The organism is Streptomyces sp. NPDC007983, assembly GCF_042958345.1.
GTDB lineage: Bacteria > Actinomycetota > Actinomycetes > Streptomycetales > Streptomycetaceae > Streptomyces.
Map to the genome: position 1 here is coordinate 457,214 of NZ_JBIBJI010000004.1, position 23,181 is coordinate 480,394.

The window sequence follows — 23,181 nt, forward strand, 5'->3', positions numbered from 1 at the left end:
GCCGTCTCCGATAAGGGCGTGCTCCTGGGGAGGAGGACGGATGGCCGGGCGGTCGCGAGGCGCCCGGTGCTGATGACGGAAGACGGTAGGCAGTGCGGGTCGCGGGGTCATCGTAGGAGTCGCACGAACTGATCCACCGCTTGAGGGGTTCGCTTGTACGATCCGCCCATGGACCCTCTGAGCGGCCACCCCGTCCTGACCCCGCAGCTGGCTCAGGAGATCGCCCATGACATCGGCCGGATCACCGGTTTCAACGTGCTGATCACCGACCCCGGGGCGGTCGTCATCGGCTGTGGCGACCTCTCGCGCGTGGGCACCGTCCACGAGGCGTCGCTCGAGGTGCTGCGCACCGGGCGGCCCGCGACCCACACCGCGGGGCAGGCGAGCCGGATGCGCGGGGTGCGGCACGGGATGAGCCTGCCGATCACCGTCGGGGAGGAGGTGATCGGCACGGTCTGTCTGACCGGGGAGCCGGCGGAGGTGGACCGCTTCGGCCTGGTGGTGCGGCGGCAGGCCGAGATCCTGCTGGAGGAGGCGGCGCTGCTGCGCTCGCGCATGCTCCATGAGCGGGCGGTCGACGACTTCGTACGGGATGTCGCGCTCTACGACCCGGAGGTGGTCGACGCCGGGGCGGTGGACGCCCGGGCGGTGGAGCTGGGCCTGGCCCCCGGCGCGGCGCGGGCCGCGCTGCTGCTGGAGGTGCGCGCGGGCGGCGAGGGCGCGGCGGTGTCCCGGATCACGGTGCTGCGGACCGTACGGGAGGTGTTCCGGGACCGGCAGGACGTGGCGGGCGAGCAGGCGGCGGGGCGGTACGTCGTGCTGGCCGCCGCGCACGGTGGGCGCATGGCCCCGGGACGGCTCGCCGACGCCTGCGACCAGTTGCTGTCGCTGCTGCGCGAGCGCCACGGCCTGGACGGGCGGATGGCCGTCGGCGAGCCCGGCACGGGCACCACCGGGATGCACCACTCCTACCGGGGCGCGGCCACCGCGCTGCGCACCGGACCGGCCGTCTCCCCCGGCGGCCGCGTCTTCACCGCCTCCGAGCTGCGGATACCGCATCTGCTGGGATCCGTTCCCCGCCATGGGCGGGCGCGGTTCGCCGATGCCGTGCTGGGGGATCTGCGCGGGCAGCCGGACTGGCCGACGCTGCGGGAGACGCTGATCGGCTGGGCGGAGGGCGGCTTTCATCTGGTGCGGGCCGCGGAAGGGTTGCACATCCACCGGAACACGCTCCTGTACCGGCTGGAGAAGATCGGGAAACTGTCGGGGAAGCGGGTGCGGGAGCCCGCCCAGGCCATCGAGATGTATCTCGCCTGCCTGACCGACATCCTCCAGGAGAACACCGGCGGGAGAGCACCGGCCCCGTGAGGGGGCTCTGAGCACATCCACCGGGGCACGGTAAGGTAAGCCTGACCTAAGCCTCTGGAGTCGTTCGTGCGCACCCACCGCCTGTTCCCCCTGCTCGCCGCCGCCCTGGCCACGGCCGTCCTCACCGGCTGCGGCCCCGCACAGTCCGCGGACTCGTCCTCGGCGTCCGAGCGACGGCCGGGCGCCCGGCAGGCGGACGGCAGCTTCCCGCGCACCGTCACCCATGCACTCGGCAGCACACCGGTCGAGGCGAAGCCGAAGCGCATCGCGGTCATCAGCACCGGACAGCTCGACGATCTGCTCACCCTCGGCCTCGTGCCCGCCGCCACCACCCGCGCCGACAACGCGGGCCTGGTCCCGGACTATCTGCGCGACGCCTTCCCCGGCCGGGCGAAGGCGCTCGCGAAGATGACGGACATCGGCACCCGCTCCTCCCCCGCCCTGGAGAAGCTGGCAGCCGCCGAGCCCGATCTGATCCTGGTCAACAGCACCCAGGGCGACCTCTACCCCACCCTGTCGGCCATCGCCCCGACCGTCGTCACCAAGGGACGCGGCGTCAACTGGAAGAAGGACCTGCTGACCGTCGCGGACGCGGTCGGCGAGCGCGACCGGGCGCGCACGATCGTCAGCCGCTTCGAGAAGGACGCCGCGCGGCAGGGCGGGAAGCTGGGCGGGAAGGACACCGAGCTGTCCATGGTGCGGTTCACCCCGGACCGGGTCCGGATGTTCGGCGCGACGTCCTTCACCGGCACCATCGCCGACGACATGGGGCTCGGCCGCCCCGCGTCGCAGACGTTCGACGACATCTCCCAGGACCTCAGCGGTGAGCGGATCCCCGAGATGGACGGCGACTGGATCTTCTACTCCGTCCAGGGTCGGCCCGGGGAGACGGACGCGGGCGCCTATCTCTCCAATCCGCTGTGGAAGAAGCTGGACGCGGTACGCGCCGGACACACCGTCACCGTGGACGACGACCCCTGGTACCTCAACGCCGGGCCGACCGCCGCGCGTGTCGTCCTGCGCGACATCACCGGGCACCTGGGGCGCTGAGGCGGACCCGGACGTTCGCGACGGTTATGGGGAAGGCATATCCCACCGTCACACCCCGTATGCGATCGGGACAATCCGTCACCATAATGCCCTCCGCAGGCAATAGTCTCGGCGTACAGGCCGCGGCGGAGGAGGCAGCCCATGGGGACGGGCGATCGTGAACAGGCACAGGCACGGGCGCGGCAGGAGGCCGACCGGCTCACCGCGCAGGGCATCCATGGCATCGCGCTGACCTGGGTGGACAACGCGGGACTCACCCGGGTGAAGTCCGTGCCCACCGGGCGGCTCGCCCATGGCGCGCGGCGTGGCGTCGGCATGTCCCCCGTGTTCGACGTGTACCTCGTGGACGACTCCATGACGACGAGCCCTCATATCGGCGGCCCCGACGGCGATCTGCGGCTCTTCCCCGATCTCGGCCGGCTCACCGTGCTGGCCGCCCAGCCCGGCTGGGCGTGGGCACCGGCCGACCGCTACACCCAGTCCGGCCTGGAACACCCCGCCTGCCAGCGGCTGTTCGCCCGCCGGATGACCGAGCGGGCGCACGGGCGGGGGATCGCGCTGCGCATGGGGTTCGAGACGGAGTGGGTCGTCACCACGGGCGGCACCGGCGCCCCGCGACCCGCCCGCGACACGCCCGGCCCGGGCCCGTACGACGTCACCCCGTACGACTCCGCCTCGTACGGCGCCACCCCGAGCCCGCGCTACGCCGGTGCGGGCCCGGCCTATGGCATGGCGCGCCTGGTGGACCTCTCCGGCTACCTCGCCGACGTGCTCGGCACGCTGCACACCCAGGGCGTGGAGGTGCTGCAACTGCATCCGGAGTACGCGGCCGGGCAGTTCGAGGTGTCCGTGGCGCCCTCGGACCCGGTGGGCGCCGCCGATCTCGCCGTCCTCGTCCGCGAGACGATTCGCGGGGTGTCGGCCCGGCACGGGCTGACCCCGCTGTTCGGCCCGGTGGCCGAGGCGGGCACGGTCGGCAACGGCGGCCATCTGCACCTGAGTCTGTGGCAGGGCGACCGCAATCTGTGCCGGGACGGGGACGGACCGCATGGCATGACCGCGACCAGCGAGGCGTTCCTCTCCGGAGTGCTGCGCGCCCTGCCCGCCCTGCTCGCCATCGGCGCCCCCTCCCCCGCGAGCTATCTGCGCCTGGAGCCCTCCCGCTGGGCCGGGGCGTACCAGTGCTGGGGGCTGGAGAACCGCGAGGCCGCGCTGCGCTTCATCACCGGCGCCCCGGACGACCCGGGCGCGGCCAACGCCGAGATCAAATGCTTCGACCCGGCCGCCAACCCCTATCTGGTGACGGGCGCGGTCATCGCCGCCGGACTGGCCGGGCTCGACGCCGGGCTCACCCTGCCGCCACCGGTCTCCGGCGACCCGGCGCGGACGGGCCGGGAGCCGCGGCTGCCCACCTCGCTGCTCACCGCGCTGGAACACTTCGAGGACTCGGGCGTACTGCGCGAGGCGCTGGGCGATCCGCTCTTCGAGTCGATCGCCGCCGTACGCCGCGCCGAGGCGGCGCTGTTCGAGAAGGCCACCCCGCAGGAGATCGCGGCCGCGACCCGGGGACGGTACTGAACGATGCACTCCGCCGAGGGGACGGCGCCGACCGGGCCGTCTCTGCCGCCGCTGGTGGACCACCACTGTCATGGGGTGGCCCGCCGCGAACTGGACGCCGCCGCGTTCGAGGCGTTCCTGACCGAGTCCGACGCGCCCGCCGCGCTCGGCACCACCTTCTTCGACAGCCAGCTCGGCTTCGCGCTGCGCCGCTGGTGCCCGCCGCTGCTCGATCTGGAACCGCACTGCCCGCCCGCCCGCTACCTCGCCCGGCGGCGGGAGCTGGGGGCGGGGGAGGTCAACCGGCGGCTGCTGAGTGCCGCCGGGATCACCGAATTCCTCGTCGACACCGGCCTCCCCGGCGACCTCACCGCCCCGGACGAGCTGGCCGCGGCGGCCGGGGGCACCGCGCACGAGATCGTCCGGCTGGAACACCTCGCGGAGCGGACCGCCGACACCTCGCGCGGCGCCGACGACTTCCTGACCGGGCTCGCCGACGGGATCCGGGAGGCCGCCCGTACCGCCGCGGGCTTCAAATCGGTGGCCGCCTACCGCTACGGCCTCCACTTCGAGCCCGACCCGCCCGCCCCCGCCGCCGTGCACACCGCGGCCGAGCGCTGGCTCGCCCACCGTGCCGAGGGCGGCGCGCCCGCCGCCCGGGTGACCGACCCCGTACTGCTGCGCCATCTGCTGTGGTCCGCGGCCCACACCGGGCTGCCGCTCCAGCTGCACACCGGCTTCGGCGATCCGGATCTGCGGCTGGACCGCTGCGATCCGCTCGCGCTCACCGACTTCATCCGCGCGGTGCGCCCCACCGGCTGCTCGCTGATCCTGCTGCACGGCTATCCGTACCACCGCGGCGCGGCCTACCTCGCCGCCGTCTTCCCGCATGTCTACGCCGACGTCGGCCTGTCCCTGACCCACACCGGGGCGCGGGCCGGGGCGGTGCTCGCCGAGATGCTGGAGCTGGCCCCGTTCGGCAAGGTGCTCTTCTCCACCGACGCCTACGGGCTGCCCGAGCTGTACGTGGTGGGCGCCCGGCTCTTCCGGGAGGCGCTGTCCGGGCTGCTGACCCAGTGGGTGCGCGAGGGCGCCTGGTCGGGCGGCGACGCCGGGCGGGTGGCGGCGCTCCTCGGCGCGGACAACGCGCGCCGAGTGTACGGGCTCGGCAGCACGATCACCCGTGATCATCAGCCTTGACCGCAGAATCCCCGGTTCGCGGGGCACCGGGCGAGGAGTTTCGTCACGATGGTGGGATGGACGAAGAGCAATTCCTGGAGCGCGCCAAGCAGTTCGCGCTTCACCTGGCCGAGCTTCAGTCGCGTCTCGACCCGGCGTCGTACGATCTGCTGCTGCGTATACTGCACGGCGTCAACGAGGCCATCGTGGGCCGGTCCTCGGGTGGCGCCACCGGTATCGACGTGCCGTTCACCGCGCTCGACCGGGATCTGTTCACCCCCGCTCTCGGACGGGAGCTGGCCGAGCTGACCAGTCTGCTGGGGCCGCACGGGCTGCAGTTGGTCGTCGAGTTCGGCGACCAGCAGGAGCGCGACCGCCGCGAGGTCGAGGCGATAGCCCGGGCCAGCGGCATGGATCCCGGAGGCGCGTGAAGGTCTACCGGCGGGTACGGTTCGGCGTGGGCGATGGTGCGTGCCGCCGTCGCCCACCACGTCAGCGTCGCCGGAGGAGAACGCATGCGGATCAGCGGCACCACCGTCCTGCTCACCGGAGCGACCGGGGGCATCGGGCAGACCCTCGCCCGGGCCCTCGCCGCCAGGGGCGCCAAGCTGCTGCTCACCGGGCGCCGCGAGGAGGTGCTGCGGCCGCTGGCCGAGCGGCTCGGCGCCCGTGCGATCGTGGCCGACCTGGCCGACCGGTCCGATCTGGAGCGGCTCGTCGAGGAGGCGGAGGCGGCGGACACCCGCGTCCTCATCGCCAACGCCGCGCTGCCCTCCAGCGGTGACGTCCTCGGCTACGACACCGACCACCTCGACCGCGCCCTCGACGTCAATCTGCGCGCCCCGCTGCTGCTGTCCCGGCTGATGGCACCGCGGATGGTGGCCGCGGGCTCGGGCCAGCTGGTCATGATCGGCTCGCTGTCGGGCCGTACCGCGTCCCCCGGCGCCGCGCTCTACAACGCGGCCAAGTTCGGGCTGCGCGGGTTCGCGCTCGGGCTGCGGCAGGACCTGCACGGCACGGGCGTCGGGGTCACGCTGGTGCAGCCCGGGTTCGTCGGCGACGCCGGGATGTTCGCCGACTCCGGCGCCTCCACGCCGCCCGGAGTGCGCACCATCACCACCGGCCGGGTGGCGGCGGCCACGCTCCGCGGGATCGAACGGAACCGGGCCGAGGTGAACGTGGCCCCGCTGGAGCTGCGCTTCGGCAGCGCCCTCGGCGGCCTCTTCCCGACCCTCGCCGAGCGCGCCCAGCGCGGGGCCGGGGCCGGGCAGACGTCCCGGCAGCTCGCCGACGGACAGCGCGACAAGCGCTGAGCACCGTGGTGTAGGTTCGGGCGACCCCACCGGGAGTTCGAGCGAGGGAGCGGGTTCATGCGTGCTGTGGTGTTCGACGACTTCGGGCGCAGGCCCGAGGTACGGACCGTCGACGATCCCACCCCCTCCCCTCGCGGCGTGGTGATCCGCGTCGAGGCCACCGGGCTGTGCCGCAGCGACTGGCACGGCTGGATGGGCCACGACGCGGACATCCGGCTGCCGCACGTCCCCGGCCATGAACTGGCGGGCGCGGTCGAGGAGATCGGCCCCGAGGTCCTGAACTGGCGCCCCGGCCGCCGGGTCACCGTGCCCTTCGTCTGCGCCTGCGGACGCTGCGCCGCGTGCGCGGACGGCGCCCAGCAGGTGTGCGAGCGGCAGACGCAGCCGGGCTTCACCCACTGGGGGTCGTTCGCCGAGTACGTGGCGGTCGAGAACGCCGACGTCAACCTCGTCGGCATCCGCAACGAACTGCCCTTCACCACCGCCGCCTCGCTCGGCTGCCGCTTCGCGACCGCCTTCCGCGCGGTGGTGACCCAGGGCCGGGTCGCCCCGGGCGAATGGGTCGCGGTGCACGGATGCGGCGGGGTCGGACTGTCCGCCGTCATGATCGCGGCGGCCTGCGGGGCGCGGGTCGTCGCGGTCGACATCTCCGCCCGGGCGCTCGCCCTGGCCTCCCGCTTCGGCGCGGCGGTCTGCGTGGACGCGTCCTCCACCCTGGGCTCGGTGGCCGAGGCCGTCGCGGACGCGACGGGCGGCGGCGCCCATCTCTCCGTGGACGCGCTGGGCTCGCCCCGTACCTGCGCGGCCTCCGTGAGCAGCCTCCGCCGCCACGGCCGGCACGTCCAGATCGGCCTGCTGCCGCCCGCCGCCGGAAACCCGATGCTCCCGATGGACCGGGTCATCGCGCTCGAACTCCAGCTGCTGGGCAGCCACGGCATGGCCGCCCACGCCTACGGGCCGATGATGGAGATGGTCGATGCCGGGACGCTGCGGCCGGATCTGCTGGTCACCGACGTCATAGGGCTGGACGCCGTCCCCGAGGCCCTGACCACACTGACGTCGGCGGCCAGGGGCGGAGTGACGATGATAGAGCCCCACCGCGCACCGCCGTCCGGCCGCTGACACGAACTCAGCTCCGGGCGGGCATCGCCGCCGCCTGGTCACCGGCTCGCGGGGCAGGCGTGAGTCCGCGGCCCCGTGGGGTGGGGACGGTGATGTCGCGCATCGCGAAAACCGCCGCGAGGGCGAGGACTCCTGCGACCGCCCCGCACCAGGCGACCGTGGAGCCGATCGCCGAAGCGCTCGCCGTGGCCGTGCCGTGAGAGCCCATCAGGGACTGTGCGCAGGCCAGCCCGAAGGTGCCGCCGATCTGCTTGGCGAGGGCCGAGCCCGCGGTCGCGGTGCCCATGTCGGCGGCGGGTACGGAGTTCTGGGTCGCGAGGGTGATGCCGCCCATCGCGGGTCCCGTGCCGAGCCCGGCGATCAGCAGCCAGCCGCAGATCAGGGCCGTCGGTGTCGCCCCGTCCAGGGCGAAGAACGCGGCGGTCCCGGCGGTGAGCAGCCCGGCCCCGGTCAGGAGCGCCGGTTTGGGGCGGCCGCTGCGCAGGATGGCGGCGGCGGTGAGCCGGTTGCTCAGCGCCATGCCGGCCATCAGGGGAAGGAGCAGCAGCCCGGAGGTGGTCGCGGAGTGGCCCCGGACCTGCTGGTAGTACAGCGGCAGCAGGATCCCGACCGGCATCGCGGCGGCCTGGAAGAAGAACCCGCCGGTCAGCAGGGCGCTGTAGGCGCGGTGCCGGAAGAGCCGGAGCGGCAGCACGGGTACGGACGCGCGGCGCTCGACGGGAACGAGCAGGGCGAGCAGCGCCGGCCCGCCGAGCAGACACCCCGCCACGATGGGATCCGTCCACGACGGGACGCGTCCGCCGTCGGGAGTGCCCTTCAGGCTCAGGCCGGTCAGGGTCAGGGAGAGACCGGCCGTGAGGAGGAGGACCCCCGCGATGTCGAGCCGTCCGGACGGCGCCCCGGCGGGGCGGCGGTCCGGCAGCACCAGGCCGAGGACGGCCGCGGCGGCCAGGCCGATGGGGAGGTTGAGCCAGAAGGCCCATCGCCAGCCCGCGTGGTCGGCCAGCGCACCGCCGACGATCGGGCCGCCGACCAGGCCGAGCACCATCATCGTGCCCATCGCCGTCTGCATGCGGATCAGTCCCTCCGTGCGGGAGGGCGGGTTGAGGTCACGGATCAGGGCCATGCCGAGGGTGAGCAGGGCCCCGGCGCCCAGTCCCTGACCGGCGCGGCAGATGATCAGCGCTTCCATCGAACCGGCCAGGCCGCAGGCGAGTGAGCCCGCCAGGAACAGGGCGAGTCCGCCCAGCAGCAGTCGGCGGCGGCCGTACAGGTCGGAGAAGCGGCCGTAGACGGGGACGCTGATCGAGGAGGTCAGCAGGTAGGCGGTGACGAGCCAGACGTACCAGCTGTCGCCGCCGCCGATCTGCTCGGTGATGCGGGGCAGGGCGGTGCCGACCACGGTGCCGTCGAGCATGGCCAGGAAGGCGCACCCCAGCAGGGCCAGGGTGATCAGGGTCCGGCGGCGGGAGGTGAGGTGCGCGTATCCGTCGGACGCGGTCACCGGGCCTCCCCCGGCCCGGCGAGCGCGCCGTGCAGGAAGAGGTCCACCAGTTCGTCGGTGGTCAGCGGGTCGCGCACGCCCGGCCGCCCGGCGAACATGAGCAGCAACTGGAAGGAGTCCGCGAGCCGTTCGGGGGCGAGCCGCAGGGTCTCCCGGTCCGGCTCCAGCAGGGCGGCCAGGGCCGCGCGCGGTGCGGCGAGCCCCGCCTCACGGTCCGGCAGCTCGCCGCCCTCGCCCGGCCGGCGGGGTGCCCCGCGCTCCAGCCGGCCGGTCGCGGCGAGGGCCCCGACGACGGCGCCGATACGGGCCATGTGCCCGCGCATCACCTCGGCCGCCTCGGTCAGCCTGGCGCTCAGCGGCTGGTCCAGGTCGATCGCCTCCAGGTGCGCGACGGCGTCGTCGGGGCGCGTGGCCTCGGCCACGCAGGCGGCGATCAGGGTGTCCTTGTCGGGGAAGACACGGAAGATCGTGCCCTCCCCGATGCCCGCGGCCCGGGCGATCTTCGCGGTGGTCACGGCGGCGCCGTATTCGACGACCAGGGGAAGCGCCGCAGCGATGATCATCTTGCGGCGCTGATCGGGGTCCATGGCGGGTGCGCGGCGCCGGGGCGGCGTGGGAGAGGTCTCTGTCATACCTCCGAAGGGTACGGAGTGAGTGCTCACTCCGTCAATGAGTGAGCACTCACTCCGTAATCCGGGCCGGACTCAGAACGCATCCACGCCGGTGAGTTCGCTGGACAGCTCCCACAGCCGCGAGGCGGCATGGGGGTCGGTGGCCCAGGGCTTCACCCCGCCGACGAGCATGTCGTCGGTGGTGGCCGGCTCGGCGATGTCGCAGTCCTGGCAGTACGCGCCGCCGTGGGCGCCGAGCAGCGGGGAGGTCGCGGCCCAGACGGCCGTCGCCGCGCCCTGCGGCGGCGTCTTGAAGCCGTCGGCGGGCTCGCCGTCCGGCGTCACCCAGCCCAGCCCGGGCCATTCGTCGCGCGGGATGTGGCGCTGGAGCGGGGTGAGGATGCTGCCGGGGTGCACGGCATAGGCGTGCAGACCGCTGTCGGCGCCGAGACGGTCCAGGTGCAGGGCGAAGAGGGCGTTGGCGGTCTTGGACTGGGCGTAGGCGAGCCAGCGGTCGTAGCCGGTGCGGAAGTGCGGGTCCGCCCAGCGGATGTCGCTCAGGAAGTGGCCGGACGACGCCACGGACACCACCCGGGCGCCGGGGGCCAGCGCGGGGCGGAGGCGGCCCACGAGCGCGAAGTGCCCGAGGTGGTTGATGGCGAAGTGGGCTTCCCAGCCGGGGCCGACGCGGGTCTCCGGACACGCCATCACACCGGCGCCGTTGATGACGATGTCGAGGCTGCGCCCGGTGTCGAGGAAGCGGTCGGAGAACGCGCGCACGCTCTCCAGGTCGCCCAGATCGAGCGCGCCGGGTTCCGCCCCGGGAATGTCCCGCAGGGCTTCCCCGGCGGTGTCGGGCCGCCGGGCCGGGACGATGACGCGCGCCCCGGCGCGGGCCAGCGCGCGGGTGGTTTCCAGGCCGAGCCCGGAGTATCCGCCGGTGACCAGGGCCGTGGCGCCGGTGAGGTCGATCCCGGCGAGAACGTCGGTGGCGGTGCTGTGGGCGCCGAATCCGGAGGGGAGCCCACGCTGTTTCGTGATCATGCACAGGACGCTAAAAGCTGGAGCGCGCGCTAGGTCAAGGTATGGTTCGCCGATGAGCAACGGCTTGAGTATCGGCGCTGTCGCCAAGGCGACCGGGTTGAGTGTGCACGCGCTGCGGTTCTTCGAGCGCGAGGGGCTGTTCCTGCGGGAGATCCCCCGTTCCGGTGGCGGGCAGCGGCTCTACGCACAGGCGGATGTGGACTGGCTCGCGCTGTGCGACCGGCTGCGCGCCTCCGGTATGCCGATCGCGACGATCCGCAGATTCGCCGAACTGGTCCGCCTCGGCCCGGGCAATGAGCCCGAGCGGCTCGAACTGCTCCGTGAGCACGAGGAGAACGTACGGGCCAGGATCGGCGAACTCGGCGCCTGCCTGGAGGTCATCCACACCAAGGTGGCCGTCTACGAGCGGCACGTGCGCGACGGGACCGCCGCCGGGGTGTGGTCCCCCACGCCGCCGGAGGCGTGACGGACCACCGGCCCCGTCCTACGGCACGCGTACGGTGTCCCGCACCACCCGCACCCGGTCCCCCGCCGCCGGATCGGCCGCGATCGCGGGCACGTTGGCGGGGGTCAGCTCGGGGGCGTGTCCCGGTTCGCCGCCCCGTGGCACCGTCCGCACCACCTGGCTGGGCGGCAGTTCCCCGCCCCGCCCCCGCAGCCGCTGCCACATCACGTCCAGCGCCTGCTGGTAGTAGTACCCGAGCGGGACGTACCGGTTGTCCAGCCCCGGCGTCTGGGCGTCACTGTGGTGGGCGTGCGTGACCTCGACGTAGCTGACCGTGGAAGTCCCGTGCTGCGTACGCGCGTTGAGCCCCAGATACGGCCGGGAGCTGTGGTTCACGGGCACCCTGGTGTCGTCCCGGCCGTGCACGATGAGCGCCGGTTTGCCGTGCAGATCGCCGCTGCGGCGCGTGGCGTCGAGCCCGGCGGCCAGCCGCGCCGCCCAGCCCCGTCCATCGGTGGCGCCCGGCTGCGGGAAGGCGAGCCCGTACACGCAGCGCTCGCCGCGCAGGTTGTAGTCGTGACGGCCGTCCGCGCCACGGGACTTGCTGTCGGCGACGGGCCCGCCGGGCGCGTTCTCGTCGATCAGCGTCCCCGGGGCGGGCGCCCGGCCCGGGCTGGTGCCGAAGGCGGCGGCCAGCTCGGAGCGGCGGTAGGGCACCGGGGTGCCGGAGTCGTCGGTGCGCGCCCATCCGTATCCGCACAGCGCGTCGTCCACGGAGGCGCGCGCGTAGCTCATCGCGTACGAGGCCGGGGTCTGCGGATCGTAGTGCGACAGCTGCAAGTACCCGGACTGCGGCTGGTATCCGGCGCGTACCAGGGCCCGTGCGGCGAGCCGTGGCAGCCCGTCCTCCCCCGCCCGCCGCGCGTCGCGGCGCGTGATGAGCCGGGGGTCGTCGCCGACCAGCGCCGCGCACCGGCGGCGCGCCGCGGGGACGTCCAGGGTGGCATAGCCCGGCGCGGAGGGTTCGGTGAGGGCGGCGCACGGCTGGAGCAGCGAGGCCAGGGAGTTGTACCGGATCAGCGGCAGACCGGCCGCGGGGACGGCGCGCCCGCCCTGGCGCACCCGGATGCCGTTCAGCGGGGCGAGGTTCATCTGCGGTTCGGAGGCGACGACGGCGTCGACGAGCCCGGTTCGGTCGTCCTCGCCCGCCGCGACGGCCGCGCCGCCGCCGTTGGAGACGCCGGTGGCCAGGACCGTGGTGGTGGCCGCGGTGTAGCCGCCGCGGGGCGCGCCGCTTGCCCGGTCGCGGTTCAGGACGGCGAGCGCGAGCCGCACCGAGCGCAGTACATCGCGCCCCCATGTGGCCTGCGGATCGGTCCGGGAGTGCGCCATCTTGTAGGCCACGCGATACGGGCGCGCGGCGTCGAACCGGGCCCGCTCGGCGTCGGTCAGCCCGGCGTCGAAGGCGCTGCGGTCGTCAAGTTCCGTACGCGGCCCGGTCGTGCCGTCGTAGGCCATGACCGTGCCGGAGTGCAGGTCGTCGAAGGCCGGGCCCATGCCCTTGTCGGTGTAGGCGACGGCGCACCCGCGGTGCAGGCCCCAGGCCCCGGCCGTGCCGACCATGCTGTAGACGCCGCCGAGTCCGGTCGCGGGCGCGGCCACCACGCAGGGCCGGGCGCGGTCGAAGGTGTCCGGCACCTGGACGACGAAGCTCACGCTGTCCGCGCCGCGCCCCGCCACCGCCCGGTACTCGGTGCCCGCGATCCGGCCGTCGCCGGGCAGCGGGCGGCCCCGGTCGATGTTGGCCCCGTACAGCCGCCCGAGTCCGCCGCCGGAGCCGGCCGACATCCCGGCGGACGCCCAGATGGCCTGGCGGCGCAGCTCGGCGGTGGTGGGCCGGTCGGGGTCGGCGGGGGCGGGCAGCGGGCCGCGCAAGCCCTCGAAGCCGAGCCCGGCGGTGAGCAGATCGTCGCCGGTGCCGTCGTAGCGGACGGAGGTGAGGTGGTGGAATCCGGGCAGTGGGGCCGCGTCCGCGACGGCGGTGGCGGGGGCGAGGGACGCCGCGGCCAGGGCCGTGGTCAGCAGCAGGGTGGCGTTACGCCGGTGGCGTACGGATGGCATCGCGGAGGCTCCTCCTCGGGGCGTCACGGTCGCCCACGCGGAGCGGGGGATCACAGCGGCACCGCGCCCGTCGCCATGGCGACCGCGGTCATCACCAGCGTCGTGCCGAACGCCCAGCGGAAGATGAACCGCTGGTGCTCGCCGAGCTGCACGCCGCTCATGCCGAGCAGGATGAACGTCGCGGCGGTGAGCGGGGAGAGCGGGAAGCCGGTGGTCATCTGGCCGAGGACGGCGGCGCGGGCGACCTCGGCCGGGTCGGTGCCGAAGGAGTCGGCGGTCCCGGCGAGCACGGGCAGGATGCCGAAGTAGTAGGCGTCGGGGGTGAACACGAGGCTGAGCGGCATGCTGGTGACGGCCACCAGCGCGGGCAGATGCCCGCCGAGGCCGTCGGGGATGACCTCGACGATCGCGTGGGCCATCTTCCCGATCATGCCGGTGCCGGTGAGGATGCCGGTGAACACACCGGCGGCGAAGATCATGGTGGTGACGAGGACGACGCTGTTGCCGTGCTTCTCCAGCAGGGCCTGCTGGTCCTCCCAGCGCGGGTGGTTGACCAGCAGCGCGATGGCGAACGCGAGCACGAACAGCACCGGCAGCGGCATGGCCTCCAGCACCAGGCAGGTCAGCAGGGCCAGGGTGAGAGCCAAGTTGAAGACGGTGAGCGCGGTGCCCGCCCGCGCCGCCACCCGGGGCGTGCCCGGGCCGTCGCCGGTGGCCGTCGCCGCAGTCGGCTCCGGGATCGGCTCCGGGCCGGGCTCCCGGCCGAGCGTGCCGAGGCGCGTGCGTTCGCGGCGGCCGATGGCGTACGAGGCGAGCAGCACCCAGCAGATGCCCGCGGCGAAGGCGGGCAGCAGCGGGGTGATCACGTCGGAGGTGTCGAGCTTGAGGGCGGCGCCGGCCCGCGCGGTCGGCCCGCCCCAGGGGATCATGTTCATGACGCCCGCGCCGAGCGCGACGACCCCGGCCAGCACGAGCCGGCTCATGCCGAGCCGCCGGTAGACGGGCAGCAGGGCGGAGATGGTGATGAGGAAGGTCGAGGCGCCGTCGCCGTCGAGTCCGACGCACATCGTCAGGACGGCGGTGCCGACGGCGACCCTGACCGGGTCGTTCTTCGCGATGCGCAGGATGGCGCGGATCAGCGGTTCGAAGAGGCCCGCGTCGATCATCAGGCTGAAGTAGAGCACCGCGAAGGCGATCATGATGCCAGTGGGGGCGACCTGGGACAGCCCGTCGAGCGCCATCGGGCCGACTTCGTCCCCGTAGCCGCCGGCCACCGCGGTGACCACCGGTGTCAGCACGAGGGCGACCAGCACCGAGACCCGTTTGAACATGGTGAGCAGCAGGAAGCCGCCGATCGTGCAGAATCCCAGGGCTGCCAGCATGGGCCGCTCGCTTCCTCGTCCGGTCAGGTGTTGCCGATGAGTGTCGGAGCGGCGAAAGATCCGCGTCCAGCATCGAACACAGATCTATCCATGCGTTCTGCGCAACAGTTCCCCCGGACGGCGGTCGCGCATACGCTCGCCGACCATGGACGTCACCCTGCGCCAGCTCACGGCGTACACCGCGGTCGCCCGCGCGGTGAGCTTCACCGCGGCCGCCGCCGAACTGCATGTGTCCCAGTCCTCCCTGAGCCGTGCGGTCGCCGATCTGGAACGCACCCTCGGCATGCGGCTGCTGGAACGCGACACCCGCAACGTCGAACTCACCCCGGCCGGGGCGGAGGCGCTGCGGATCGCCGACCAGATCCTCGCCGCGCACCGGGCGGGCCTCGCCCAGCTGGGCCGCTATGTGGCGGGCGAGCGCGGCGCGGTGTCACTGGCCGCCCTCCCCTCGGTGGCGGCCGTCCTCCTGCCCCCGGTCATCTCCGCCTTCCGCGCCCGGCGCCCCGAGATGACCGTACGGCTCCTGGACGGCCTGGAACGCTCGGTGCTCCAGCGGGTCGTGGACGGCGACGCCGACTTCGCCGTGAGCACGGTCCCCCGCCACCAGGCGACCGGCGGCATCCGGCTGCGGCCCCTGGTGCGCGACCGCTTCCACGCGGTGCTCCCCGAACACCATCCGCTCGCCGAGCGGGAGGAGGTCACCTGGGACCAGCTCGGCCGCGAACCGTTCCTCGCGGTCGGTACGGACTCCAGCGTCCGCCGCATGACGGACGCCGCCTTCGCCCGGGCGGGCCGGGACGCGGCCCCGGCTGCCGAGGCGTCGAGCGTGGCCACGGTGGGCGGTCTGGTGGCGGCGGGTCTCGGCGTCTCCGCCCTCCCCGCCCTGGTCCACCCCCTGATCCCGCCGGGCCCCGTGGTCCGCCGCCCGCTGGTCACCCCGGTGCTGGAGCGCCGCCTGTACGTGGTCCTCCCGGCGCACCGGGCGCTCCCGCCGGGAGCGGGGCGCTTCCTGGAGGAGCTGGAGGCGTGCCGGGCGGCAGGCCAGGGGCTCCCGGACGGGGTGGTGTGGGAGGAGGCGGACTGATCCCCGGCCGGCTGGTCCCTGGCTGGGCATCCTGTTCGTTATTGCGACATCCGCATGAATTGATGCCCGTTCAATGCTGGACCCGCATATCCCCCAGCCCGCAGCCTGAACCGCATGGAGGACCACACCAGCACACGGCAGGGACAGCTCGCGGGACTCAAGGTGGTGGAGTTCGCCCATGTCGTGGCGGGCCCGCTCGCCGGGGGCATGCTCGCCGACCAGGGGGCCGACGTCGTACACGTCGAGCCGCCGGGCGACGGGGACGCCGCCCGGGCCATGGGGCCGCGCCGGGACGGGGTCCCGCTCTGGTTCAAGGTCGCGGGCCGCAACAAGCGCTCCGTGACGCTCGATCTGCACCACGAGACGGGCCGGGAAGTCGCCCGGGAACTGGTCGCCTGGGCCGATGTGGTGATCGTGACGCTGCGCGCCGGGCGGCTGCGGGCCTGGGGGCTGGACTGGGAGGCCGTCCACGCGCTCAACCCGCGGGCCATCCTGCTCCAGATCTCCGGCTTCGGCGCCACCTCCTCCCGCGCGGACGCCCCCGGCTTCGGCAAGATGGGCGAGGCCCGCAGCGGGGTCGTCCACCTCACCGGCTTCCCCGACGGCCCGCCCGTGCACACCGGCTTCTCGCACGGCGACGCCGTCACCGGTCTGATGGGGGCGTTCGCGGTGCTCGCCGCGCTGCACCGCCGTAACACCGACCCGGACTTCGACGGCGAGTGGATCGACCTGGCCCTCTTCGAACCCCTCTACCGCCTCGTGGAGTGGCAGATCATCGCGTACGACCAGCTCGGCACGGCCCCCGAGCGGGCGGGCAACCAGCTCGCGGTCGCGCCCGCCGCCGTCATCAACACCTACCGCAGCGCGGACGGCGACTGGCTCACCGTCACCTCCGCCACCACCCGCTCGGTGCGCAACGTGGTCCGTCTGCTCGGCCTGCCGGACGCCGAGTTCGCCACCGTCGAGCAGCAGCACGCGGGCCGCGACCGGCTGGACACGGCGCTGCGCGAATGGATCGCCGGGCGTCCCTCGGCCGAATGCCTGGCGGAGTTCGAACGCGCCGAGGTGGTGGCCTCCCGCGTCTTCACCGCCGCCGACATCGCGGCCGACCCCGTCTACGCCGAGCGCGAGGACATCATCACCGTCGACGACCCCGACCTCGGCCCGGTCCGGATGCAGGCGGTCATCCCGCACTTCCGCCAGGCCCCCGGCGCCGTGTGGCGCACCGGCCCGGCGCTCGGCGAGGACAACGCCGTGGTCTACGGGCAGTGGCTCGGCATCGACGACAAGCGGCTGGCGAAACTGGAGGACGACGGTGTCATCTGAACCGTGTGCCCCCGCCCGGGTCCCCCTGCGCTCCCTGCTGTTCGTCCCGGGCAGCAGAACCGACTGGCTGCCCAAGGCCCGGGCGGCGGGCGCCGACGCCGCGATCCTCGACCTGGAGGACGCGGTCCCCGACGACGGCAAAGCGGCGGCGCTCGACGCGGTGACCCGCGCCATCGACGAGGCGGCGGCGCAAGCCGCCACCGGCCGGATGCGGCTGTTCGTCCGCGTCAACTCCCTCGACCGCGCGGCGGGCTGGCAGGCCGCCGACGAACTGCGCGCCGTGGCCCGCCCCGGCCTCTACGGCATCGTGCTGCCCAAGGTCGCCCACGCCGACGACGTGACGGCCGCCGACCGGATGCTGGCGTGGTGCGAGCACCACCACGGCCTGCCCGAGGGCCACTTCGCGCTCGTCCCCCTGCTGGAGACGGCGCGCGGACTGCGCGAGGCCTACGCCATCGGCCGCGCCGCCGACCGCGTCGCCCACCTGGGCGCGCTCACCGGCCCCGGCGGGGACGTGGAGCGCGCCGTGGGCTACCGCTGGAGCCCGGAGGGCGAGGAGACACGCGAACTGCGCGCCCGGGTACTGCTCGACGCGCGCGCCGCGGACCGCCCCCACCCGGTGACCGGGCTGTGGACCGACATCGCGGACCTCGACGGGCTGCGCCGCTTCGCCGAGCAGAACCGCGCCCTGGGATACGAGGGGATGGCGGTGATCCACCCCTCCCATGTGCCGGTCGTCAACGAGGCGTTCTCCCCCGGCCCCGACGAGCTGGCCCGCTGCGCCCGGCTGATCGCGGCGGTGGAGGAGGCCCAGGCGCGCGGGGCCGGGGCCGTGCGGTTCGAGGGGCGGATGGTGGACGAGGCGATGGCGGCCACGGCCCGCCACACGCTCGCCCTGCACGGCTGACTCCCGTCCGCGCGGGGCTTGCCCTGGAGCGCGCTCCACGCCCGGGGCTTGCCTTGGAGCGCGCTCCAACTCCTACAGTCCACAGCCATGGAGACCATGGCGCACAACAGAACACTGGGCCGCGGCGGCATCGAGGTGAGCGCCCTCGGCTTCGGCTGCTGGGCGATCGGCGGTGAGTGGCAGTCCACCGACGGGCAGCCACTGGGCTGGGGCAGGGTCGATGACGACGAGTCCGTGCGCGCGATCCGGCGCGCCCTCGACCTCGGCGTCACCTTCTTCGACACCGCCGACGCGTACGGCACCGGCCACAGCGAACGCGTACTCGGCCGCGCCCTCGGCAAGCACCGCGCCGATGTCGTCATCGCCACGAAGTGGGGCAACGTCTTCGACGAGCGGACCCGGACCCGCCTCGGACAGGACGACTCCCCCGAGCACGCGCGCCGGGCCCTGACCGCCTCCCTGCGGCGCCTGGACACCGACCACATCGACCTGTACCAGCTCCACATCTCCGACGCCGGCCCGGAACGCGCCGCCCGGCTGCGCGAGACGTGTGAGGAGTTCGTACGCGAGGGACTGATCCGCGCGTACGCCTGGAGCACCGACGACCCCGCCCGGGCCGCCGTCTTCGCCGAGGGCCCGCACTGCGCGGCCGTCCAGCACCGCCTGAACGTCCTCCAGGACGCGCCCGGGCTCCTCGCCCTCTGCGCGGAGTCCGGCCTCGCCAGCATCAACCGCAGCCCGCTCGCCATGGGCCTGCTCACCGGCAAGCACACCGCCGGACGCGCCCTGGAGAGCGGGGACATCCGCAACGCGCCGCCCGCCTGGCTGCCGGGGTTCACCGCGAACGCCGGGGCCGACCCGGCCTGGCTCCGGCGGGTCGACGCCCTGCGGTCCATCCTCACCAGCGACGGCCGTACCCTCGCGCAGGGCGCCCTCGCCTGGATCTGGGCCCGCGACCCGCGGACGATCCCCATCCCTGGCTTCCGCACGGTCGCCCAGGCCGAGGAGAACGCGGGCGCGATCGCGAAGGGACCGCTCACCGCCGGGCAGATGGCCGACGTCGACCGGATCCTGGGGCGGTAGCGGCGGTCAGCGGCGGCCTGAGTCGCGCCCCCGGCCGCCGCTCGAGGGTGCCCCGGCCGGTCGGGCGGGGGCGCCCCGGCGCCCTCAGTCCAGGACGGTCAGGTCGAGCCGGGCCAGCCGCTCCGGATCGGCGAGGATGTCGATCGCGGCGATCTTCCCGTCCGTGACCGTGAAGCCCAGCACCGAGGCCGGCCTGCCCGCGCGCGTCCCGACCACCCCGACGGCCCCGTTGACCAGCACGGGCCGTGGGCGGGAATCCTCGCCGCCGACGCGGGCGAAGGTGAGCGCCTGGTTGGCCACGCCCTCCGCGCCGCGCACCTCGCGGAACGCGACGGGGGCGGCGGCGCCGAAGTCGGTGCGCAGCACGACGTCCGGGTCGAGCACGGCGATGAGCCCGTCGAAGTCGCCCTCGCGCGCGGCGGCGAGGAAGGCGTCGACCACTGCGCGCTGCCGGGCCAGGTCCGGGTCGGGCAGGGGCGCCGCGCCCCGGACCCGGCGGCGGGCGCGGCTGGCGAGCTGACGGGCCGCGGCCGGGGTGCGGTCGACGATGGCCGCGATCTCGTCGAACGGCACGCCGAACAGGTCGTGCAGGACGAATGCCAGCCGCTCGGCGGGAGCCAGGGCGTCGAGGACGACCAGCAGGGCGAGGCCGACCGAGTCGGCGAGCAGCGCCTGGTCCTCCGGGTCGACCCCGCCCGTACCGCTGAGGACCGGGTCCGGCACATGCGCCCCGAGGGGTTCTTCGCGCCGTGCGGTGCGCGAGCGCAGCATGTCGAGGCACACCCGGCCGACGACCGTCGTCAGCCATCCGCCCAGGTTCGCCACCTCGCTGGTGTCGGAGCGGCTGAGCCGCAGCCAGGCCTCCTGAACGGCGTCGTCGGCCTCGCTGAGCGAGCCCAGCATGCGGTAGGCCACCGCCCTCAGATGGCCGCGGTGTGCCTCGAAGCTCTCCGCCAGGAACGCGTTTCCGCCCATCGGCCCTCTCTCGTCGTCGGATGTCATCAGAACACTGACGTACGGGCCGCGGCGGATGTGACAGGACGGGCAGACGGAGCCGTGGGCCGGTACGCCCGTTCGGTCCCTCAGCCCTTGACGCGCCGCGGCGCCCTGGCTACATAACTTGGGAGCGCTCCCAATCCGTTCACGGCTTCTCAGACATCGTTGTCATGCTCGGGGCAATCGCCCGGGCCCGACCGCTCCCCCACCAGGAGTCGCCCATGCGTACGACCGCCCCCGGCGGTGCCACCCCCCGCGTCGTGGCCGTCGTGTTCGCCGCCCTCGCCGCCCTGCTGCTGTCCCTGCCCTCCCTCGCGCCACCCGCCCGCGCCGCCGCGGGATTACCCGTCGCGGGCGGATTGCATGTCGCGGGCGGCAAGCTGGTCGAAGGCAACGGCAGCCCCTTCGTCATGCGCGGCGTCAACCACGCCCACACCTGGTACGCCTCCCGGACCCCCCAGGCCCTCTCGGACATCAAGGCGCTGGGCGCCAACACCGTGCGGGTGGTGCTGTCCACCGGGGACCGCTGGGCCAAGAACGACACCGCCGATGTGGCGAACGTCGTCGCGCAGTGCAAACGCGACCGGCTCATCTGCGTGCTCGAAGCCCATGACACCACCGGCTACGGCGAGCAGGGCGGCGCCATCACCCTCTCCCGCGCCGCCGACTACTGGATCAGCGTGCGCGCCGCCCTCGCGGGCCAGGAGAGCTACGTCGTGGTCAACCTCGGCAACGAGCCGTACGGCAACACAGGCGCCACCGCGTGGACCGCCGACACCAAGGCCGCCATCCGGAAACTGCGCACCGCCGGAATCCATCACGCCCTGATGGCCGACGCCCCCAACTGGGGCCAGGACTGGGGCTTCACCATGCGCGACAACGCGGCTTCGGTCCTGGCCGCCGACCCGGACCGCAACACCGTGTTCTCCGTCCACATGTACGGAGTCTTCGACACCGCCGCCGAGGTCAAGGACTACCTCACCCGCTTCGCCAACGCCCAACTGCCGCTCGTCGTCGGCGAGTTCGGCCACAACCACTCCGACGGCAACCCCGATGAGGACGCCATCATGGCGAACGCCCAAGCGCTTGGCGTCGGCTATCTGGGCTGGTCCTGGAGCGGCAACAGCGGCGGTGTCGAATACCTCGACATGGCCACCGGATTCAACGCCGCGGCGCTCACCGGCTGGGGACAGCGGATCTTCAAGGGTGCGAACGGCATCGGCTCGACGTCCAGAGAAGCCACGGTCTACCACTCCTAGACCACCAACTTCCCCACAGGAAGGCCCTCCACCATGCCCAAGTCCCCTCTCCCACGCTCGGCCGCCGCCCTGCTGGCCGGAGCGCTGCTGTTCGCCGCCGCGCCCACCACCCAGGCGGCCGTGGCCGCGCCCTCGGCCGTCCACGTCAACCAGCTCGGCTATCTGCCGGACGGCCCCAAGCGCGCCACCGTCGTCAGCGCGAGCACCACCGCCCTGCCCTGGCAACTGCGCGACGCGTCCGGCACGACGGCCGCCTCCGGCACCACCACCGCGGGCGGCGCCGACGCCGCCTCCGGCGACTCCACCCAGCTGGTGGACTTCTCCTCGTACCGGGGAACCGGCACCGGCTACACCCTCACCGTGGACGGGCGGACCAGCGATCCGTTCGACATCCGCGCGGGCCTGTACGACGGGCTGCGCGCGGACGCGATGTCCTTCTTCTACCAGCAGCGCAGCGGCACCCCCATCGAGGCCCGGCTCGCCGGCGCGGCGTACGCGCGCCCGGCCGGGCACCTGGGTGTCGCGCCCAACACGGGCGACACCAGCGTGCCCTGCCAGCCCGGGGTGTGCGACTACGCGCGAGATGTCCGCGGCGGCTGGTACGACGCCGGTGACCAGGGCAAATACGTGGTCAACGGAGGCATCGCGACCTGGCAGCTGGTGAACTCCTTCGAGCGCGCCAAGCGGGCCGGGCACGCCGCGGCGCTCGGCGACTCCACCCTGCGCGTGCCGGAGCGGGGCAACAAGGTGCCCGACGTCCTCGACGAGGCGCGCTGGGAGCTGGAGTTCCTGATGCGGATGCAGGTCCCGGACGGGAAACCCCTCGCGGGCATGGCCTTCCACAAGGTGCATGACGCGGCCTGGACCGGGCTGCCGACCCGCCCCGAACAGGACTCCCAGCCGCGCGAACTCCACCCGCCGTCCACCGCCGCCACCCTCAACCTGGCGGCCGCCGCGGCGCAGTGCGCACGCGTCTACGCCCCCTACGACGCGGTCTTCGCCGCCCGCTGCCTCGCCTCGGCGCGCCGCGCCTGGACCGCCGCCCAGGCCCACCCCGACCTGCTCGCACCGGACTCCGACAGCACCGGCGGCGGCGCCTACGGGGACACCCGGGTCGGCGACGAGTTCTACTGGGCGGCCGCCGAGCTGTACGCCACCACCAAGGAGAGCCGGTACCGGGACGCGGTGACCTCCTCGCCCTTCCACACCGCCGGCGACGTGTTCACCGCGGGCGGGTTCGCCTGGCCCGACACCGCCGCCCTCGGCCGCATCACCCTGGCCACCGTCCCGAACAACCTGCCCGCCACCGACCTCGCCCGCGTCCGCGCCTCCGTGGTCACCGCCGCCGACGGCTACCTGGCCACCATGAGCCGCCAGGGATACGCCGTCCCCCTGCCCACCGACGGCTACGTCTGGGGCTCCAACAGCCAGGTGGCCAACAACGCGAGCGTCATCGCCATCGCCTACGAACTCACCAAGCAACCCCGCTACCGCACCGGCGCCCTGGAGGCCCTGGACTACCTCCTCGGCCGCAACGCCCTCGGCCAGTCCTACGTCACCGGCTACGGCGACCACGCCTCCGCCAACCAGCACCACCGGTTCTGGGCCCACCAGTACGACGCCTCCCTCCCGCACCCGCCCGCGGGCTCCTTCGCGGGCGGCCCGAACGCGGCACTGCAGGACCCGGTGGCCCAGGAGAAGCTGGCGGGGTGCGCGCCCGCGAAGTGCTACATCGACGACATCGGCTCGTACTCCACCAACGAGGTGGCCATCAACTGGAACGCCCCCCTCGCCTGGCTGGCCGCATTCGCCGCCGAACGCTGAGCGCTC

The 23,181-nt window shown here is 73.8% G+C and carries 20 protein-coding genes; 14 read left to right on the top strand and 6 right to left on the bottom strand.

The annotated features are described in order from the left end of the window. The first annotated feature begins 168 nt into the window (after positions 1-168). The 7 genes from ACFZCY_RS15570 (at position 169) to ACFZCY_RS15600 (ending at position 7,589) form a co-directional block, all read left to right on the top strand. Positions 169-1,368, top strand: coding sequence for a sugar diacid recognition domain-containing protein (locus ACFZCY_RS15570; protein WP_391172869.1), 1,200 nt, complete (start codon positions 169-171; stop codon positions 1,366-1,368). A 66-nt stretch (positions 1,369-1,434) separates the two neighbouring features. After that, positions 1,435-2,418, top strand: coding sequence for an ABC transporter substrate-binding protein (locus ACFZCY_RS15575; RefSeq protein WP_391172871.1), 984 nt, complete (start codon positions 1,435-1,437; stop codon positions 2,416-2,418). Positions 2,419-2,559: 141 nt separating this feature from the next. Further along, positions 2,560-3,996 (top strand): glutamine synthetase, encoded by a 1,437-nt coding sequence (locus ACFZCY_RS15580; RefSeq protein ID WP_391172873.1) that lies wholly within the window; start codon positions 2,560-2,562, stop codon positions 3,994-3,996. Positions 3,997-3,999: 3 nt separating this feature from the next. Beyond that, positions 4,000-5,175: an amidohydrolase family protein gene (locus ACFZCY_RS15585; RefSeq protein WP_391172875.1), complete on the top strand. Its 1,176-nt coding sequence runs from the start codon at positions 4,000-4,002 to the stop codon at positions 5,173-5,175. A gap of 56 nt (positions 5,176-5,231) precedes the next feature. Further along, positions 5,232-5,585, top strand: a complete 354-nt coding sequence (locus tag ACFZCY_RS15590; protein ID WP_391172877.1) for a hypothetical protein — start codon at positions 5,232-5,234, stop codon at positions 5,583-5,585. An 84-nt stretch (positions 5,586-5,669) separates the two neighbouring features. Beyond that, entirely contained in the window at positions 5,670-6,467 is a 798-nt protein-coding gene (locus ACFZCY_RS15595) for an SDR family NAD(P)-dependent oxidoreductase (protein WP_391172879.1), read from the top strand. A gap of 57 nt (positions 6,468-6,524) precedes the next feature. Further along, entirely contained in the window at positions 6,525-7,589 is a 1,065-nt protein-coding gene (locus ACFZCY_RS15600; protein ID WP_391172882.1) for a zinc-binding dehydrogenase, read from the top strand. A gap of 7 nt (positions 7,590-7,596) precedes the next feature. Here ACFZCY_RS15600 and ACFZCY_RS15605 read toward each other — a convergent pair whose 3' ends face one another. The 3 genes from ACFZCY_RS15605 to ACFZCY_RS15615 form a co-directional block, all read right to left on the bottom strand. Next, a complete protein-coding gene (locus tag ACFZCY_RS15605) occupies positions 7,597-9,093 on the bottom strand; it encodes an MFS transporter (protein ID WP_391172884.1) in 1,497 nt (498 codons plus the stop codon). After that, positions 9,090-9,725 carry a TetR family transcriptional regulator gene (locus ACFZCY_RS15610; protein WP_391172887.1) on the bottom strand — a complete coding sequence of 212 codons (636 nt, stop codon included), beginning with the start codon at positions 9,723-9,725 and terminating at the stop codon, positions 9,090-9,092. The genes ACFZCY_RS15605 and ACFZCY_RS15610 overlap by 4 nt, the downstream gene beginning before the upstream one ends. Positions 9,726-9,797: 72 nt before the next feature. Beyond that, positions 9,798-10,748 carry an oxidoreductase gene (locus ACFZCY_RS15615; protein ID WP_391172890.1) on the bottom strand — a complete coding sequence of 317 codons (951 nt, stop codon included), beginning with the start codon at positions 10,746-10,748 and terminating at the stop codon, positions 9,798-9,800. A gap of 52 nt (positions 10,749-10,800) precedes the next feature. Between ACFZCY_RS15615 and ACFZCY_RS15620 the strand changes: the two genes are divergently transcribed. Then, a complete protein-coding gene (locus ACFZCY_RS15620) occupies positions 10,801-11,214 on the top strand; it encodes a MerR family transcriptional regulator (protein ID WP_391172893.1) in 414 nt (137 codons plus the stop codon). An 18-nt stretch (positions 11,215-11,232) separates the two neighbouring features. Here the strand turns inward: ACFZCY_RS15620 and ACFZCY_RS15625 are convergent, their stop codons facing one another. Further along, positions 11,233-13,314 (bottom strand): 3-hydroxybutyrate oligomer hydrolase family protein, encoded by a 2,082-nt coding sequence (locus ACFZCY_RS15625; protein WP_391172895.1) that lies wholly within the window; start codon positions 13,312-13,314, stop codon positions 11,233-11,235. A gap of 50 nt (positions 13,315-13,364) precedes the next feature. Then, positions 13,365-14,696 (bottom strand): citrate:proton symporter, encoded by a 1,332-nt coding sequence (locus tag ACFZCY_RS15630; RefSeq protein WP_391172898.1) that lies wholly within the window; start codon positions 14,694-14,696, stop codon positions 13,365-13,367. Between the two features lie 145 nt (positions 14,697-14,841). On the opposite strand from ACFZCY_RS15630, the gene ACFZCY_RS15635 reads away from it, so the two are divergent. The 4 genes from ACFZCY_RS15635 (at position 14,842) to ACFZCY_RS15650 (ending at position 19,096) form a co-directional block, all read left to right on the top strand. Beyond that, positions 14,842-15,780 carry a LysR substrate-binding domain-containing protein gene (locus tag ACFZCY_RS15635; RefSeq protein WP_391172901.1) on the top strand — a complete coding sequence of 313 codons (939 nt, stop codon included), beginning with the start codon at positions 14,842-14,844 and terminating at the stop codon, positions 15,778-15,780. 114 nt (positions 15,781-15,894) lie between these two features. Next, positions 15,895-17,106, top strand: coding sequence for a CoA transferase (locus ACFZCY_RS15640; protein WP_391172904.1), 1,212 nt, complete (start codon positions 15,895-15,897; stop codon positions 17,104-17,106). Beyond that, positions 17,096-18,013, top strand: coding sequence for an aldolase/citrate lyase family protein (locus ACFZCY_RS15645; RefSeq protein ID WP_391172907.1), 918 nt, complete (start codon positions 17,096-17,098; stop codon positions 18,011-18,013). Before ACFZCY_RS15640 ends, ACFZCY_RS15645 begins: the two co-directional genes overlap by 11 nt. A gap of 87 nt (positions 18,014-18,100) precedes the next feature. Continuing rightward, complete coding sequence (locus ACFZCY_RS15650; protein ID WP_391172911.1) at positions 18,101-19,096, top strand: aldo/keto reductase; 996 nt, start codon at positions 18,101-18,103, stop codon at positions 19,094-19,096. Positions 19,097-19,180: 84 nt separating this feature from the next. Here ACFZCY_RS15650 and sigJ read toward each other — a convergent pair whose 3' ends face one another. After that, positions 19,181-20,071 carry an RNA polymerase sigma factor SigJ gene (gene sigJ, locus ACFZCY_RS15655; RefSeq protein WP_391173667.1) on the bottom strand — a complete coding sequence of 297 codons (891 nt, stop codon included), beginning with the start codon at positions 20,069-20,071 and terminating at the stop codon, positions 19,181-19,183. 242 nt (positions 20,072-20,313) lie between these two features. Between sigJ and ACFZCY_RS15660 the strand changes: the two genes are divergently transcribed. Next, on the top strand, positions 20,314-21,351 hold the full coding sequence (locus ACFZCY_RS15660; protein ID WP_391172914.1) for a cellulase family glycosylhydrolase: 1,038 nt from the start codon (positions 20,314-20,316) through the stop codon (positions 21,349-21,351). A 33-nt stretch (positions 21,352-21,384) separates the two neighbouring features. Then, entirely contained in the window at positions 21,385-23,175 is a 1,791-nt protein-coding gene (locus tag ACFZCY_RS15665; protein ID WP_391172917.1) for a glycoside hydrolase family 9 protein, read from the top strand. Positions 23,176-23,181 lie beyond the last annotated feature (6 nt).